Raw genomic sequence first — 17,001 nt, 5'->3', positions numbered from 1 at the left:
TTTCAGACCGGCACAGTTCTATAAGGAACAGCATGTGCGTGGTAAATGGGTCTGTGATCAGTGTGACACTCTGACTCAGCAAGCGATGCCCGCCTATGTGATTGATAAAGGCATTGCTTCACCTGAATTGCTCAGCCATGTGCTGGTATCGAAGTATGCCGATCATTTGCCGCTGTACCGTCAACGTCTGATCTATCAGCGGGCTGGCATTGATCTGTCCAGATCCACTTTATCTGACTGGATTGGTCGCTGCGGTGTGGAACTGGAACCTCTGGCCAATGCCTTAAAACAGGTGGTGCTGCAACAGCAGGTGCTGCATGCAGATGAAACACCAGTCACCATCATGCGGATGGGTGAGAATGATAAAAAACCGAAGAAAGGTTATGTCTGGGCCTATGCCACTACACAGTACAATCCAGTTCAGGCGGTGATCTATGACTTTCAGGATAGTCGTTCAGGCCAGCATGCTGCAGAGTTCTTGAAAGGCTGGCAGGGTTATCTAGTCTGTGATGATTACAGTGGTTATAAAGCACGCTTCAAATCAGGTCAGGTCATTGAGGTGGGCTGCATGGCCCATGCACGTCGTAAATTCCATGAACTGCATGTAACTGGGAAAAGTCAGGTCGCTGAACAGGCATTGGTGCTGATTCAGAAACTGTATGCGATAGAAGCAGAACTCAGGAAAAAGACCGATGGTACAGCGGAAGACCGCCGCGAATACCGACAACAGCATAGTCAACCAGTGATGCAACAACTATATGAATGGCTCAACCAACATCATCTGACGGTGCCATCGAGTTCTCCCACCGCCAAGGCCATCAATTACACTCTGAAGCGTTGGCCAGCTTTAAGCCGCTATTTGGATGATGGCAATCTACCGATTTGCAATAATTGGGTAGAGAATCAAATGCGACCTTGGGCCTTAGGGCGCAAGAACTGGCTGTTTGCTGGCTCGCTGCGCAGCGGCCAGCGAGCGGCGAATATCATGACTTTAATCCAGTCAGCAAAGCTGAATGGCTTGGATCCGTATGCCTATTTAAGTGATGTGCTGAAAAGGTTACCGACACACAAAGTGACCCAAATTGAAGAATTGCTACCACACCGCTGGAAACCTAAATCGAATTAAAAAATAGGTATGGGATTCAGCGGACGCTTACGAAAATAAACCTTTTGCTGTCGATCAAAAGAATCAACTCAAAGATTATGCTGATGAATTAGAACAACGATATTCCAACCGATGGCAACTTATATATTTGTCCGGTGATGGGAAAGAACCTAGCAAATACAGCATCTCCGAAGAAGAATCTAAATTGCTACAATCTCAACGTAAACTCTTGATCTTAGGTTATGCAGATTTAATTGAATGGTTAACTGAGGGTATTCTTTATACGAAAAATGACCGTGTTAAAGTCTTTCTAGAAGAGTTGAAGCTATATATTTCGCAAGTTTTTATTACCTTACTTAGTAGAGAAGAACAAACAGCTATGCTAAAAAATATCTTAAATCATGATGACTATATTAAAGCACTCATTGAAGTTGAAACATTGAAAGTACAAGTACAAGAAAACTTACTCTTAAAATTAAGAGAAGACTTAAGTCAATTATGCACAGACTATATTCTTGAGGGAGAGCTCACATCTAAACCCTATTCAGGAATTAGTATCTTCAAAAAAGAGGAATCTGAAAAAATCAGATTTAGAATTGAATTCGATCGCTCAAAATTTGGAACATTCTTTTTAGGTATAATTTTATCAGATTTTAAAAATGTAACTGTGACCATAGAAGAACGAGAAAATTTATTGGCTCTAGTCCAAGAACAATTTCCATCTACCAAATTAGGTCAATCGCCTAATTGGCCTGTCTATATCGATATCCCGGAATTAGCTAACTGGAATAATAATGGGGATATTTGGGTTAATATAAAAAATGGTACTCTAGCTCAAAGTATTTACAATGATTACTTTATTAAACTAAATGAAATAATCCGTAAAAGTAACATTTGAATTATATTGGACCTTGAAAAAAGTCCGCCAAGAAAGTATTGAGATAAGATATTTCGAAAGCAGACATTTCTATTTTGGGCTTACAATCAAATTGCGTATAAGCTGTATTATGTTAATTTTAGGAAAACTTAAGAGACTGTAAATAAAACTGTGTAAACGCTTAAACTATCGTTAAAAGTGTCATTCTAGGTATTCCATTAAATATGGTCATAGCTTATTTATGATTTCACAATCTTTATTTAATCGGCGAATTGATCTGATAAATTTTTTCGGGTCATCAATGCACAGCGGTTGTTCCTGACCATCACGTAAAATTATATACTCGTCTAATTTTTCATAATGCACAGCGGCAACTGGTACGCCTTTATTTTTTTTGTTGAACTCATGATGATTGCCAGGTACTAGTTCCGCATAGGTAAAAATAATCTTATCCGCAATACGAATATAGCTGGCGCTTGTTTTTGACATTCTTGACATATAAAAACCTCCATAGGTGTGAAATTAATATACAACTATTTTACAACTAATTTACAACTATTTCAAGGCTTTTTTAATCACTTAACATAATGGCTGTTATACGAGATGAAAAAACCTAGGCACTGGCCTAGGTGTTAAATTAAAAAAATACATAAAAATTAAGGCTATAGTCTCAATTTTTCATTCAACTTCGTATAACGTGTATTATGTTAATTTTAGAGAAAGTTAATTATCTTTCAATGTCTCAAAAACATTATATGAAGCCTTAATACGATCTACATTTGGTATCTTTTTATTCATTAACATAACCAATCCAAATCCTTCTTCTGGAATAAATAAAACATACGCCCCAAAGCCATTAGTCGAACCTGTTTTATGAAAAACTTTAGATTTTGGTTGCGATAATTCTTTTACAACAGGATTTGAGCCCAATAAGATTTGTTTTGAATTACTAGCCTGTAGAATTTCAGAAGTAGTGGGATAAGAAAACATTTCCCATCCAAGTGCTTGTGTCATACCGCTATCAGAAACTTTAAAATATCCTTTGTGTGTATCCAGTATAGCTTTTTTCATAGCAGGGCTATTTGTATCTACATTAAGATTCGAATTTACAAACTTAAGCATATCTGGGAGTGTTGATTTAACGCCATATGCTTCATCCGACAATGGACCAGGATTAACTCGAATTGGCTTATTATTTTCATCATAACCAAAAGCATAGTTCGTTTTTTGTGCTTCTGGAACATTGACGTATGTATGTTTCAAATTAAGTTGAGGAAAAACAGTCTTCTCTAATAATGAAGAGAAAGGAACATTCATCGATTTTGCAGTTAGATACCCAAAAAGTCCTATACTTGGATTTGAGTATTCACGATAAGTACCAGGAGGATTCTTTACTTTCCAATTTTTGAAATACTCTAATATTTGCTTATCAGTTTTGATATTATCTGGAAATTGTAATGGCAAATTGCCACTTGTATAAGTTAATAACTCTAATAAATTTACCTTATCAATTTCTGAATTTTTTAAAGCAGGGACGTATTTACTAGGATGATCGTTGAACGATATTTTACCTTGATTATTGGCATATGTTCCTGAAATAGCAGTAAAAGTTTTACTTAAAGAACCTAACTCAAAAAGTGTCTGACTATTTACGCTTTCATTTGTATCTTTAGATCGGACACCATAATATTTTTCATAACTTTTACCGTTGTAAATTACGCCTATAGCCATACCAGCTACACCATACTCATCTATAAGTGGCTTAAATGATTGGGTAACAACTTTTTCAATATTTTTCTCATTTTGACTGACTTCACTTGCATTTAAATTCATACCAAAACCGATAACCATCGTAATGAAGCTTGCTTGAAAAAAATATTTTTGATTAAAAAACATTAGGTTAAATTCCTTTAAAAAAGATGGCACATATAATCTCATATACTAAATATTACATATGTATTAATTTTTGTTAAATAACTTCTTATATAAAAATCATCTAGCCCAACAGCTATTTAACATAATGGCCGTTATACGAATTCCCAATTGTAAGCCCAAAGTAGAAATGTCAGTTGATACCTACCTAAAAGGGTCGAAATGTCAGTTGATACCTACCTAAAATGGGCAAAATGTCAGTTGATACCTACCTAAAAGGGCAAAATGTCAGTTGATACCTACCTAAAATGGGCAAAATGTCAGTTGATACCTACCTAAAATGGGCAAAATGTCAGTTGATACCTACCTAAAAGGGCAAAATGTCAGTTGATACCTACCTAAAAGGGTCGAAATGTCAGTTGATACCTACCTAAAATGGGCAAAATGTCAGTTGATACCTACCTAAAAGGGCAAAATGTCAGTTGATACCTACCTAAAATGGGCAAAATGTCAGTTGATACCTACCTAAAATGGGCAAAATGTCAGTTGATACCTACCTAAAAGGGCAAAATGTCAGTTGATACCTACCTAAAAGGGTCGAAATGTCAGTTGATACCTACCTAAAATGGGCAAAATGTCAGTTGATACCTACCTAAAAGGGCAAAATGTCAGTTGATACCTACCTAAAATGGGCAAAATGTCAGTTGATACCTACCTAAAGATAGTTTTTTACAGTTATATGCCATCCTCCGGACATTTCTATTTTGGACTTACAGATGAACTGCGTATAAGGTGTATTATGTTAATTTTAGAAAAAACTTAAAATTATCTATTAAAGAATCATATATTTTTGGATTACTTATAAGTGAAATAGCACCTATATAGTGCAGGCTTAGCTAGAAAAACTATAACACTCTAAGAAAGTATGGGTTTTTATGTACAAGGCAATTTCATGAGAAGCCAGATGATAAAATTCGAGGCTCCCCAATTTTGTAAATCAAATATATGCAAAATAATGTGAGTAAGCCGGCAGTACCAGCATTAACACTGGCTGCCCTAGGAGTAGTATTCGGCGATATAGGAACGAGTCCATTATATGCATTAAAAGAAAGCTTTCATGCGACACGCGGGCTACCTATTAATGAACTTAATATCCTAGGAATTCTCTCTTTAATCTTTTGGACCATTACCTTAATTGTTTCGCTTAAATATGTTTTGGTGATCATGAGAGCTGATAACAATGGTGAAGGGGGTATCATGGCATTACTCGCCTTAAACCTTAGGCAAAAAGGATTATCCCGTGGAAAAAGACTTGCAATCATTATCTTAGGTTTCATTGGAGCATCACTCTTCTTCGGTGACGGTATTATCACTCCTGCCATTTCTGTTCTATCTGCAGTTGAGGGCCTTTCTGTTGCTGCCCCGTCATTTGATCGCTTCATTATTCCCATCAGTATTGGAATTCTGATAGCCCTCTTTGCCGTTCAAAAACATGGTACTGCAATGATGGGGAAATTTTTTGGTCCTATTACCCTGTTATGGTTTCTATCTATTGGTGCCATTGGCATTATAAGTATTATTCAAAGTCCATTTGTTCTTGCACTATTCAGCCCGCACTGGGCTTTTTTATTCGTTATTAACAATCCTTTTATTTCATTTTTTGTGATGGGGGCTGTGGTTTTAACCGTAACAGGTGGTGAAGCCTTATATGCGGATATGGGACATTTTGGTATTTTACCGATCAAGTTAGGCTGGTTTTTAATTGTACTGCCATGTCTGATGCTGAATTATGCTGGGCAAGGAGCATTACTGTTAAGAGATCCTTCGGCTATTACTAATCCTTTTTACCTACTTCTGCCTTCAGCCTTTCTCTATCCAATGATTATTCTAGCTACTGCAGCAGCAGTGATTGCCTCACAGGCTTTAATCAGTGGGGTATTCTCTATGGCTAAACAGGCAATCCAGTTGGGATATCTACCTAGGCTTACAGTTTTACATACCTCTGCTTCGGAAATTGGACAAATTTATATTCCTTTACTGAACTGGCTCCTGTTTATCTCCATCACTATTTTGATCTTAATATTTGAAAGTAGCAGTAAATTGGCAGGTGCCTACGGTCTGGCCGTCACTGTGACCATGTTCTGTGACACCCTGCTAGTGGCTTTTCTGGCTTATAGTTACTGGAAATGGAGAACCTGGAAAGTCTTGCTGTTCATTATTCCGTTCGCCTTTATTGATCTAATTTTACTAAGTTCAAACTTATTAAAAGTCCTGATTGGTGGCTGGGTGCCAGTCGTTATTGCAGTTATCGTTTTTACCCTTATGATGACCTGGAAAAAAGGCAGAGAGATTCTTCAGGACAAACTGCAGAAGGACACGCTTCCACTGAATGTGTTTCTTGAGCACCTTGAACAGACAGGTCAGAAAGTGAGTGGAAATGCCGTATTTTTAACTGGAACGCCTCAAGTCGTACCCCATGCGCTTTTACATAATCTAAAGCATAATAAAGTTCTGCATGAACGTAATTTTTTGGTGACAATCAAGACTTCTGAAATCCCGTATGTTGATGAAGCTAAGCGAATCGTTACTGAAGTACTAGAGAATGGTTTTTTCAGAATAACGATCCATTATGGCTTTAAAGAAGAGCCTAATGTGCCTCATTCATTGAAACAAGCTTTTTCAGTACTGGATCTTGAGTATGACTTAATGAATATCAGCTTCTTTGTTTCTAGAGAAAGATTAATTCCAAGTATGTCCAACAAGATGTCTACATGGCGTGAAAAGTTATTTGTCGCAATGCAAAAAAATACCAGCCCTGTCAGTGATTTTTATAAAATCCCTTCTAACCGGGTGGTAGAGCTAGGTAGTCAGATTGAAATTTAAGAATTTCTAAAATGAATAGGCACCTTTAAATAAGGGTGCCTATCTGATCAGAATAAATCTTTTACTTTAATTTTCCAATAGTTGACCAATCTCTAAAGCTGAATAACCACGTTCTTTAAAGATCAAAATAATTGCTTTTTTATAATCTTCAGAAGTAGAGGTCTTATATTTTGTTATGAGTTGAATCTCAGAATTAAGCTGGAGGTCATTTTTTATCGTCAATACTTCCGTAGAGATTCTATTAAAAATCTTGAAATTAAACATACAGGTGCTCTTTATCAGCATTGTAGCGGCCCGACTACAATAAACACCTGCCTTAGCTTAGCTAGACACCCTTAGTGGCAAGGATTACAGATTAGAAAAGGCTCCGCAAGTTTTTCTAAATGGGAAGCATGAATAATCCACTAAAGTACTATCCATTTAACATAATGGTGGTTATACGTAATACACTTGTATATTAATATAAATATCAAATACTTAATAAAACCTTAAAAATCCCCAAATGCCCAAAAAGCCGATTTTGAAACAAGTCGGCTTTTTATTGAACAGATTTGTCACTTTCGGCCAATAATTTTGACTAAAAATTACGCTTTTCAACTTGAGTGATACAATTTTGTGATACATTATTGTATATACAAATTTGAATGTTTTTTATGAAACAGTATTTCGAATGGGATGAGGCTAAGAATCGAAAGAATCAAAAAAAGCACGATGTCTCTTTCGAAACTGCAAGCCTTGTTTTTGATGATCCATTAAGGATCTCAATCCAGGACAGACATACCGATGGTGAAGAACGTTGGCAAACCATTGGAAAAGTAAAAGGCGTACTAATGCTCTTAGTAGCTCACACCATCTTTGATGAAGATGACTGTGAAATCATACGAATCATTAGTGCAAGACAAGTCACTAAGGCGGAGCGAGATAGATATGAGCATGGTTAGATACTCACGCAAAGAACTGAATGAAAAATTCAGTGACAAGCAAGATGCTGAAATTCAACGCTTGCTTGCTAAGGGAACGGTTCCTGACAATCAGCTAGATCTCTCAGATATGCCTGAAATTACCGACTGGAGTAATGCTGTACGCCACAATCAATTCTATCGTCCAGTAAAGCAACAAACTTCAATTCGGTTAGATGCTGATGTGCTTGCATGGTTCAAAGCACAAGGAAAAGGTTATCAAACACGTATGAATGAAATCTTACGGGATGCTATGCTAAAAGAATTAAAAAATCATCAATAAAAATGGGAGCTTAGGCTCCCATTTTTGAATTCTCATAAGAAAATTTATACTAACTATAGTGATGGGAAACTATAGAACTGTCTTAATCAAAGAATTTTCGGGCACCTTATTGTATTGACTATTCATTGGAATTTTTAGATTAGCACTTATCCATTTTTTTTCAGAAAAATCTATTTTATTCATGTATATATAATTTAAAACCATATTTTGAAGTAGTGTTGTAACTATCATATTTTTTTCATTTTCATTTTCATAAAGAACCTTTATCTCTCTCTTAGGAATGCGTCCTAATTGTAATTGTGTTTGAATAAATATTAATTGGTATGCAGGATTACTATTTTTTAATAATAGGTCATTTATAATCTGATCTAATTGAGGAGACGCTGTAGCTTTCGCAATAAAATTAATTAAATATCTACATACAGATCTACACATTTCAAAAATCATTTTTTCTGCTATCGAAAGAGCTTCTTCTTCAGAAGTTTTATTTTTTTCTTGAATGATTGAAATCATGAATTCTTTAAGTTCATTATCCGACTTCATTAAGATATCAAGAAAAAATGATAAAGATTTAAGTCCAAGCCCATAACTTGAATCTAGAAGATTCTCAAGTCTAGTTCTATTAAATGAGCCATGTTTATTCTTTGCAATTTGTCCTAAAACCTCTAAACATCTGAAGATAGTGCTAGAATCATTTATCTGTTTTAATTCTGCACTTTGTTCTAACTCTTCTTTCAGTTCATCTTTAGAATCTTCAAATGAATTGATAGCTGAATCTAAAATAGTATCAGGTTCTTCTGTTTGATCTCGAAGAGCCAAGCTTTTGCTTCTTTCTTCATAAATATTTTTATTTAACAAAGAAATTTGTGCAATTTCCTTCGATAAAATTTTTCTAAATTTTTCGTTCAAAATTGTATTTTGATTAATTGTTAGATAATGAGGTTGAAAATCTTCAAGAAGACTAGAACTATATTCTAAGATATAATCTAAAAAGTCTGTAGAGTTGGAATGATGAACTAAGAATATCAATATATTAGCACTTTCTTCAGTATGAATAGTTTCACATAAATTTTTTACCACACTAGATAAATTACTTTGATTTGCTGCAATATATTTTGAACAAGAAAAATAATATATATACTTCTGTGAAAAAATTAAATCCAAATTATCATCTAGGTAAATGATATTTGCATCCATTAAAATATTTTTTATATCTAATGAAATAACGTATTCTTTATAATATTCATTTAATAGAATATCAAAATCTTCTTCGGATATGCTTTTAATTTTTTTAGTAAACATTTCATAAGCTAAAAATGAAAGGAAGTTCAAAATACCATCAAAATCATTGTGATTTACGCGTATTTTTTGTAACAAACTTAATATTAAAGAATTATAACAATGACCATAAGATGTTAAAGAAAAGTCTCTAGATAAATTAATATTATCTAAAGTCTGAATAATTGTTAATATGTACATGGGTTTTGCATCCATAACATTTTTTCTTAACAATAAGTCAAAGTGATTAGTTAAATTATCAATTTTCTTTAGGAAATCAGAATCATTTTGGATATATAATGATTCAACACCAATACTATACCATTTACTATATAGTTCATTTCTCTTAAGATGACCTAAATTTTTAATTTCGAATATTTCAAATTTTATATTTAAATGTTTTGATCTATCCCCAAAAAAATGTTGTTTATCAACAAAAAAGTATATTTTTTTAAAAAAATTACTTATTGAATCTAAAAAATTATTCTCATATCTTTCACTTATTTTTAGACTTTGAAAATCATCTATTAATAAAACAAAATTTGATTGATTACTATCATATTTAATCCCAAACTTACTTGAGCATATCTTAACTAATTGTTCAGCACTAAAATGTTTTATTTCTTCAGCTTTTAAAGCAACTACTTGATATCCCAAATCAATTAAGTCATTACAATATTTTTTTAGTAAAGCCGTTTTTCCTGACTTATCAGATCCAATAATATAGGCATAATCAAATTTATCTATAATCTTATTAGATTGGATCTGCTTATATTTAATAGTTGAATTACTATTTATATGCTCCATATCTGGATAAATAAAAACATCATTTAAAAGCAATAAGTCTTTTTGAGGATGCTTTATATTTATACCTAAGTCATTTATATATTTATTAAACTTTTCCGACTGTAAGAACAGCGCTGGAGTCAGATTGTCTTTTTTTTTTCAATTTCAGATTCTCTATTTTTTTCAATTTGATTCATAAGTTGATCAACTATTGTTAAATAGGCTGAGTCTATATTCTCATACTTACTTACAGGGCCACCATCTTTTGGCGCACATTTTAATTGCCCAAAATAAGTTCTTTTCCACATACTTTCTTCAGCAATAATTGGGAAAATTTTTGTATTATCAATAAGTTGTTTCTCTAAAGCTATTTCTAACTCTTTACGTATACAGTAATCCGAATTTAAATATTCTGTACTTACAATACAAACAACCATATGTGCTTCTTGAAGCTTCTCTTGAATAGCCTCATCTAAAGTTTCTCCAATATCAATCTGTTGATCTGTGAAAATATCTAAATTGTTGTACTTAGCTATAGCATTTAGATGTGACATTAATGCCATAAAGTGTTTTTCATTTTTGTGACTATAGCTAATAAAGATTTTAGTTTTTTCAGACATGTTAGTACGTATGTTTAAATTTATATAGCTAAATTATAAAGTATTTTTTTGGGATTTAAAACTTAATGTATCCCACCTTAAGATGCCTTTTTTATTTAACATAAAATCTCTTATACGAAATGCTTTTGAAATTGTGTTATAATTCAATTTGTTGATTCAAGTTTTATAGCCCATTCACCCTCGAATGGGCTTTTTTTATGACTTTTCATGTTCCACGGTTTTAATAAGTTTTGATGAACAATCACTTGCTTTGATCTTGGGCTTTCTGGCGCTGATCCTGCTCCTTTTTAAAGGCTCGTTGATCCATAATGCTGGCCATAATCATGATCGGAATCCCGATAAATAGAAATGCAATGCCTTGTAGGATCTCTTTCAGTTTTTTCATACGTAATGCTCCTTGGGGGCTTAGTCCTCATCGAATACCGCACTCAGTACTCGGCCAAATAAGCTACGCTTTTTCTTGTCTCATGATGTGTCTGTGATACGTTTTTTGGTGCTTCACTGGTATGTATCGTTACTGTTTCATGAGATAATGAATTTGGCTCTATGCTTTTATTTTCAATACTTTCACTTGAGTCATCATTGTTGTCACAAGGTGTTTCATTGAAATGTCTCTTTAGTGTGTCATGAGACATTTTTTCTTCTGACTCTTTATGTCCTAGCAACAATTGGAAGCGGTCTATTTGGTCTAAATAACGTTTTTCTCTATCCTTGTATGATTCAATCTCTTTTCTCATGAAGTCAACCAACTGACGCAAATCCGCATCATCTTTGAGTGAGGTTATTACTTGGTTTGGCTCGTGCTTTTTAATTGGCTCTCCAAAGCAGCGAATGACTTCTGCAATGTCAAAAAGACCATCAGCACTTCGAGATATACGTCCTTCTTTGATAGCTCTGTATAGTGTAGAGCGGCTGACGTTAAAGCGGTTGGATACTTCACTTAGCGATAACTTAGCCATTTACCGTGTCCCTTTTATTTGATGGCATGTATCCCACTTTCTTGAGGTGTGGGTATAGCTCTATGATGCGCTCAGGATCTTGTAGCATCTCAGCAATACGTATAGCAAACTGTTGGTAGCTTTCTGTACCTTGAGAATATTTCCCCATTTCAGGTAATTCTGAAAGCTTATTAGCAAACATATGACGTTGAGCATCTGTCATTTTTGAAAAAAGATCTAGCGTGTTTGGATCTCGCTTATCTGCTATTGGTTGATTCGTTTTCTTTTGTTGGTTTTCGCTTTGTTTCACTCGCTCAAACTCTATTGAATCTCGCTTTCGCTCGATTCGTAGGGGCAATTTTTTGCAAATACCTTCTAAAATTATGTAAAAAGCAAAAGCAACTATGACTTCGCTTCGCTCAGAAGCTTTTTTTGCTCGCTCCGCTCGGTCTAGATGCAAATATCTATATGTGATTTACGCTTATTTAGGCTTCTCAGCCTAAAAAGCTGTTTTTCAGAGAGTCTAGGCGCGAATTTTTGTTGTGGCGCTCGTAGACACTCGCTAATAAATACTTGTTATTTTTTAATTAATCTAATAGAAATCATCTTCTATCGGCTTTTGCTAAATTGGAAAACATTAGCGAACAGCTGCAGAGAGTTTTAGCTAGTCATAATTCATAAAAAATATCGATTGTGTACTGTACTGTAATGTACTAAAATACGATACAGTACAGTACACAATAGGAAATAAACCCATGGCAATCACTAAATCAGATGTGGCAAAAGCCATCGAATCCCTTGCAGCACAAGGCTCAAACCCAACTAACGATAATATCCTTGCGGTTCTTGGTAGCGGATCAAAGACCACTATCAACAAATACCGCAAAGAGATCCTTGAAGAGCAACTGGCGGCAGCCGTTACTACGGCAAAAACTCTGAAAGATGCGGAACTTGTTACCGTGTCACAAGTCATTGCAACCCTATTGCAAGAACGGATTGATGCAGTACAAGGCGGATATGCGGAAACAGTGCAACAACTGGAAAAGCAGCTTGCAGATACCACAGAAAAACTGGAACAGGTGCAAATCAAACTTGATGAACAGGTCAAACAAACTGATGACACCACCGACAAGCTGAAAGTCGCTCTTGCTAGTACAGATAAGGCAAAAGAAGACTACAACGCCTTGCAAGCCAAATATGAACAGCTACTCGAAAAATCAGGCTCGATCAAATATGTGGAATCACAACTCACTAATGCAAATGCACGGATAGCTGAATTAGAAAAACAGATTACAATGCAAAAAGACAAGTAACTGACGATGAAGGCTGACATGCTCCCCATTAAATCACCGGTTTAGTACGGAGTATGTCAACGCTCTTTGGGGGTTACATCATTCAAATTGCTAATTCGCTATGACTGCCTAAGCGAACTAATTTCAAAATTAGTAGTTCACCTTCTTCTGTTTTCTTATAGATTAAAACGAGATCAGGTTTGATATGGCAATCACGATGACCTACCCAATTACTGACCAAAGCATGGTCACGATACTTTTCAGGCAAGGCTTCATCAGCTTGCAATAATTCTAAAACAGTTTGTAGTTCAGCATCTAATGTATTTCGATGCTGCCTTTTTTCTCACGTTTATAGTCTTTCTTGAATGCTGATGTGTACTTAATCGTCCGCATTTAGATCAGCCATCAAATCTTTAACAGAAGTGAAGCTCTTTGCTTTGCTTAGATCTTCTTCCATTGCAGCAATGGTTTCAGGATTGGGCTGCCAAATTTCAAAAGGCAGAGCCTTTTCTTTCGCTACCTTGGTTAACAGCAAGCGAACTGCATCTGAGACAGTTAAGCCCATTGTTGCAAGAACTTCTGTTGCTTCATGCTTAATGTTTTCGTTAATGCGAGTAGTGACTAGTGCATTTGAAGCCATGTTAAGCTCCTATGATTAACATTGTTAATCACACTATATTTTTAGATGAAGAAAAGAACAACAAACCAAGTATTTATTATTTATCAATAACCTATGAAGCTTAGTTTCATATTGGCACTAGGCTTTTTATATGTTCCACGATTTTTAAGCCACTTGACACAGTTTTTTGATACTTTCTGCCAATAATTTTAGGTAATTTTCTTTTTGAACGCCCTCCACTATGTAAACTTTTGTAAAGCTTGTCATTTTCTGCGATGATATCTATCTAAACTTTACTAAGGATAAAAAATGAAAAAAACTATTCTTCTGATAGCTACAACACTTGTATGTACAATGTCGAATGCTGCTCCTTGTTTTAGTAATAATGAATTGAATAAATTAAAAGAGATTCATAAAGAATCATCTGAGTTCTACAGCCGAGTGAAATTCGATTGTAAAAGTACAAATCAAGTAGCTCAAAAAATTTGTAAGTCTCAAGAGCATAAGCTGATAGCAGAAGTACAACTTAGAACTGGAATTTATGATTATGAAAATGCAACACACACCGAATTAACAGGGAATGCATATAAATCAGAATATAGTTCATCTTTTAAGTGGATTACTCAAAGATACGATAATTGTTCTCAATTAAAATCATCATTAATTGAAATAATGAGTACATCTATTTGGGCTAACTAGGTTTAGAGCGTTACCTTTCAAATCGGGCTAGTTGTCCTTCGGATCGAACCTACTACGTCATGTAATGTTTTAAAAAAGGTGAATTAGCTACTTTCTACATGTGAACTGAGGTTTACAGCTATGTTCTTAAAAATCTTATGTTTAGGTTTGCAAAAAATAAAATCTTATGTTTACATTAAGATAAATCTTTATAACTAAATGTATACCAAATGATTAACTACTATGAACTACTCAAATTAGATATGAATGCGGCTCATGATGAAATCAATGATGCCATAAAAATTGAAACGGAAAGGAACACAATACCCGAAGATCAAATCAGAACAATGAAATCCATCTTTTTTAATACTGAATTTAAAAAAGAGTATGATCAGCGTTTAATGCAATTTCTTTTAACAAGTACTGAAAGTAAAAAAAGTGGTGACACGATAATTTCTAGCATAAATGCAGAAAAAATATCCAATTTATTTAATGGAATATCAGAAACTAATGAAAATGCAGTTCATGACAAGTTCATCTATATAGCTTTAGGTCTAACGGCTTTAAATGTCATCATTTCTAGTTTTGCATCCATTACATTTGCAAATATTTCTAACCTTATCTTCAGCGTTGCAATTATTGTATTCTTATTGAAAGATTGGAATGTTCTAAATAATTTTGGTAAAGCAACCTTTTCTAAGTGGTGGGCACTTTTCCTACCAGTATACTTATATAAAAGAGCAAAACGTTTAGAAACAAAACAGAAATATTTCCAAATTTGGCTTGCGTTCTTCGTTCTATGGATCATTGTATTTTTTACGTTTATTGGATCTAAATCACTCTTGGAAAGTAGTGCATGCGATGTTGTAACTGATATCGTACATAACCAATTCCATCAAAGAAACGTATCTTGTGAAAGTGTGACTATCTTAGAGAGTAATGGAAAATCTCATGATGCAATCGCTACGTTGTCTAATGGAAATACTGTAGGGGCTAGTATTACAGAACTCGCAAGTGGCGATATTTACGTAGAAATTGAACAATAAAATAAGTTTTTATACAAAAGCCCTTACTTGAATAGAGTAAGGGCTTTTTTATTCGTAGTCCTCACGACTAGAGATAACTGTTAGCGTTGATTTATTTGCCTGTTTCATAAACTTGATAAATCTCTGAACAATGATCCAGGATTGTCAACTTTCTGCATGTGATTCGAAGTTTTTGACTGTTATAATTAAGTGACTTATGGGGGTAAGCTATGTTTAAAAAAAATCTTATTAGCAATATCACTTTTAACTATCACAGTCTCTACATTTGCAGATTGGGTTGATTTCGATAAGGATAGTGAAAAAACCTACTATTCTGATCCTGCTCGATGGATTGTAAAAGATAGAAATAATCAAATTGCCACTGTATGGATTAAATCAGTTATCCATACAGATTTAACTAAAGATGGTTATGGTGTTGGTGATCATCAATTGGTGCAATTCTCTATTAATTGCCAAGAACAAACTAATGCAATGGTTTCAGTATTTGCTTATAAAAAAGGTAGTTTAGACAACTCATACACTGAAAAATATCTAAAATATGAACCTCTTATCCCTGATTCCAGAGGGGAGTTAGTTGCATCTGTAGCCTGCGCATCATTATTTGATGAGTAAGCGTCCGCTGAACCCCATGCCTATTTTTTAATTTGAGTTGGATTTCCAGCGATGTGGCAGTAATTCTTCTATTTGGGTCGCTTTATGCGTCGGCAGCCTTTTCAGCACATCACTTAAATAGGCATACGGATCCAAGCCATTCAGCTTTGCTGACTGGATTAAAGTCATGATATTCGCCGCTCGCTGGCCGCTGCGCAGCGAGCCAGCAAACAGCCAGTTCTTGCGCCCTAAGGCCCAAGGTCGCATTTGATTCTCTACCCAATTGTTGCATATCGGTAGATTGCCATCATCCAGATAACAGCTTAAGGCTGGCCAACGCTTCAGAGTGTAATTGATAGCCTTGGCGGTGGGAGAACTCGATGGCACAGTCAGTTGATGTTGGTTGAGCCATTCATATAGTTGTTGCATCACTGGTTGACTATGCTGTTGTCGGTATTCGCGGCGCTGTTCTGCTGTACCATCGGTCTTTTTCCTGAGTTCTGCTTCTATGGCATACAGTTTCTGAATCAGCACTAATGCCTGTTCAGCGACCTGACTTTTTTTGGTCACATGCAGTTCATGGAATTTACGACGCGCATGCGCCATGCAGCCCACCTCAATGACCTGACCTGATTTAAAGCGTGCTTTATAACCGCTGTAATCATCACAGACCAGATGGCCCTGCCAGTCTTTCAGGAACGCTTCAGCATGCTGACCTGAACGACTATCCTGAAAGTCATAGATCACCGCCTGAACTGGATTGTACTGTGTAGTGGCATAGGCCCAGACATAACCTTTCTTCGGTTTTTTATCATTCTCACCCATCCGCATGATGGTGACCGGCGTTTCATCGGCATGGATCACCCGCTGTTGCAGCACCACCTGTTTTAAGGCATTGGCCAGAGGTTCCAGTTCCACACCGCAGCGACCTATCCAGTCAGATAAAGTTGATCTAGAAAGTTCGATTCCCGCCCGCTGATAGATCAGACGTTGACGGTACAGCGGCAAATGATCGGCATACTTCGATACCAGCACATGGCTGAGCAATTCAGGTGAAGCAATGCCTTTATCAATCACATAGGCGGGCATCGCTTGCTGAGTCAGAGTGTCACACTGATCACAGACCCATTTACCACGCACATGCTGTTCCTTATAGAACTGTGCCGGTCTGAAA

At 35.4% G+C, this 17,001-nt stretch carries 17 protein-coding genes and 3 pseudogenes; 9 read left to right on the top strand and 11 right to left on the bottom strand.

The features are described 5' to 3' along the window. Together HX743_RS14485 and HX743_RS14480 are read left to right on the top strand one after the other, a co-directional pair. Window positions 1–1,126, top strand: a 1,126-nt coding sequence (locus HX743_RS14485) for an IS66-like element ISAba25 family transposase (protein WP_178319559.1), incomplete at its 5' end; no start/stop codon positions are given. A 43-nt stretch (window positions 1,127–1,169) separates the two neighbouring features. Further along, window positions 1,170–2,003, top strand: a pseudogene (locus HX743_RS14480) (PD-(D/E)XK nuclease family protein); the annotation flags it as partial. A gap of 207 nt (window positions 2,004–2,210) precedes the next feature. Here the strand turns inward: HX743_RS14480 and HX743_RS14475 are convergent. Then, window positions 2,211–2,480 carry a hypothetical protein gene (locus tag HX743_RS14475; RefSeq protein ID WP_039048204.1) on the bottom strand — a complete coding sequence of 90 codons (270 nt, stop codon included), beginning with the start codon at window positions 2,478–2,480 and terminating at the stop codon, window positions 2,211–2,213. Between the two features lie 225 nt (window positions 2,481–2,705). Next, on the bottom strand, window positions 2,706–3,878 hold the full coding sequence (gene blaMCA / locus HX743_RS14470) for an MCA family class C beta-lactamase (protein ID WP_079863305.1): 1,173 nt from the start codon (window positions 3,876–3,878) through the stop codon (window positions 2,706–2,708). A gap of 981 nt (window positions 3,879–4,859) precedes the next feature. Here blaMCA and HX743_RS14465 point away from each other — a divergent pair. After that, window positions 4,860–6,737, top strand: a complete 1,878-nt coding sequence (locus tag HX743_RS14465; protein ID WP_005265041.1) for a potassium transporter Kup — start codon at window positions 4,860–4,862, stop codon at window positions 6,735–6,737. A gap of 66 nt (window positions 6,738–6,803) precedes the next feature. Here the strand turns inward: HX743_RS14465 and HX743_RS16455 are convergent, their stop codons facing one another. Then, entirely contained in the window at window positions 6,804–7,001 is a 198-nt protein-coding gene (locus HX743_RS16455) for a hypothetical protein (protein ID WP_005265040.1), read from the bottom strand. A gap of 389 nt (window positions 7,002–7,390) precedes the next feature. Here HX743_RS16455 and HX743_RS14460 point away from each other — a divergent pair, with 389 nt between their 5' ends. Beyond that, complete coding sequence (locus HX743_RS14460) at window positions 7,391–7,678, top strand: BrnT family toxin (protein ID WP_068975324.1); 288 nt, start codon at window positions 7,391–7,393, stop codon at window positions 7,676–7,678. Then, window positions 7,665–7,979, top strand: a complete 315-nt coding sequence (locus HX743_RS14455; RefSeq protein WP_178319558.1) for a BrnA antitoxin family protein — start codon at window positions 7,665–7,667, stop codon at window positions 7,977–7,979. The genes HX743_RS14460 and HX743_RS14455 overlap by 14 nt, the downstream gene beginning before the upstream one ends. A gap of 69 nt (window positions 7,980–8,048) precedes the next feature. On the opposite strand, the gene HX743_RS14450 is transcribed toward HX743_RS14455, so the two are convergent. The 5 genes and pseudogenes from HX743_RS14450 to HX743_RS14430 all read right to left on the bottom strand — a co-directional run. Next, window positions 8,049–10,097: a toll/interleukin-1 receptor domain-containing protein gene (locus HX743_RS14450; protein WP_178319557.1), complete on the bottom strand. Its 2,049-nt coding sequence runs from the start codon at window positions 10,095–10,097 to the stop codon at window positions 8,049–8,051. Window positions 10,098–10,183: 86 nt separating this feature from the next. Beyond that, entirely contained in the window at window positions 10,184–10,663 is a 480-nt protein-coding gene (locus tag HX743_RS14445; protein ID WP_178319556.1) for a toll/interleukin-1 receptor domain-containing protein, read from the bottom strand. A 241-nt stretch (window positions 10,664–10,904) separates the two neighbouring features. Continuing rightward, complete coding sequence (locus HX743_RS14440; RefSeq protein WP_004676226.1) at window positions 10,905–11,048, bottom strand: hypothetical protein; 144 nt, start codon at window positions 11,046–11,048, stop codon at window positions 10,905–10,907. Between the two features lie 43 nt (window positions 11,049–11,091). Then, window positions 11,092–11,622 carry a plasmid replication DNA-binding protein gene (locus tag HX743_RS14435; protein WP_227591037.1) on the bottom strand — a complete coding sequence of 177 codons (531 nt, stop codon included), beginning with the start codon at window positions 11,620–11,622 and terminating at the stop codon, window positions 11,092–11,094. After that, a pseudogene (locus tag HX743_RS14430) lies at window positions 11,615–11,863 on the bottom strand (replication initiation protein); the annotation flags it as partial. The pseudogene HX743_RS14430 and the gene HX743_RS14435, both read right to left, overlap by 8 nt. 493 nt (window positions 11,864–12,356) lie before the next feature. Between HX743_RS14430 and HX743_RS14425 the strand changes: the two are divergent. Further along, window positions 12,357–12,914 (top strand): DNA-binding protein, encoded by a 558-nt coding sequence (locus HX743_RS14425; RefSeq protein WP_019836970.1) that lies wholly within the window; start codon window positions 12,357–12,359, stop codon window positions 12,912–12,914. An 82-nt stretch (window positions 12,915–12,996) separates the two neighbouring features. On the opposite strand, the pseudogene HX743_RS14420 reads toward HX743_RS14425, so the two are convergent. After that, window positions 12,997–13,286 (bottom strand): annotated as a pseudogene (locus tag HX743_RS14420) (type II toxin-antitoxin system YafQ family toxin). Beyond that, the gene (locus HX743_RS14415) at window positions 13,273–13,533 is read right to left on the bottom strand and encodes a type II toxin-antitoxin system RelB/DinJ family antitoxin (RefSeq protein ID WP_004778838.1); all 261 of its coding nucleotides are present in this window, start codon (window positions 13,531–13,533) and stop codon (window positions 13,273–13,275) included. The pseudogene HX743_RS14420 and the gene HX743_RS14415 overlap by 14 nt, the downstream one beginning before the upstream one ends. 288 nt (window positions 13,534–13,821) lie before the next feature. On the opposite strand from HX743_RS14415, the gene HX743_RS14410 reads away from it, so the two are divergent. From HX743_RS14410 to HX743_RS14400, 3 genes are all read left to right on the top strand, one after another. Then, complete coding sequence (locus HX743_RS14410; RefSeq protein ID WP_178319555.1) at window positions 13,822–14,211, top strand: hypothetical protein; 390 nt, start codon at window positions 13,822–13,824, stop codon at window positions 14,209–14,211. A gap of 209 nt (window positions 14,212–14,420) precedes the next feature. Further along, on the top strand, window positions 14,421–15,236 hold the full coding sequence (locus HX743_RS14405; RefSeq protein ID WP_178319554.1) for a hypothetical protein: 816 nt from the start codon (window positions 14,421–14,423) through the stop codon (window positions 15,234–15,236). Window positions 15,237–15,425: 189 nt separating this feature from the next. Next, window positions 15,426–15,848, top strand: coding sequence for a surface-adhesin E family protein (locus tag HX743_RS14400; protein ID WP_178319553.1), 423 nt, complete (start codon window positions 15,426–15,428; stop codon window positions 15,846–15,848). A gap of 27 nt (window positions 15,849–15,875) precedes the next feature. Here the strand turns inward: HX743_RS14400 and HX743_RS14395 are convergent. Beyond that, window positions 15,876–17,001, bottom strand: a 1,126-nt coding sequence (locus HX743_RS14395) for an IS66 family transposase (RefSeq protein ID WP_178319552.1), incomplete at its 5' end; no start/stop codon positions are given.

The sequence above is a fragment of the Acinetobacter sp. Swhac1 genome, assembly GCF_013390985.1.
GTDB classification, from domain to species: domain Bacteria; phylum Pseudomonadota; class Gammaproteobacteria; order Pseudomonadales; family Moraxellaceae; genus Acinetobacter; species Acinetobacter towneri.
Note: the sequence above shows the minus strand (reverse complement) of the source record. Positions and strands in the feature narration are given on the sequence as shown.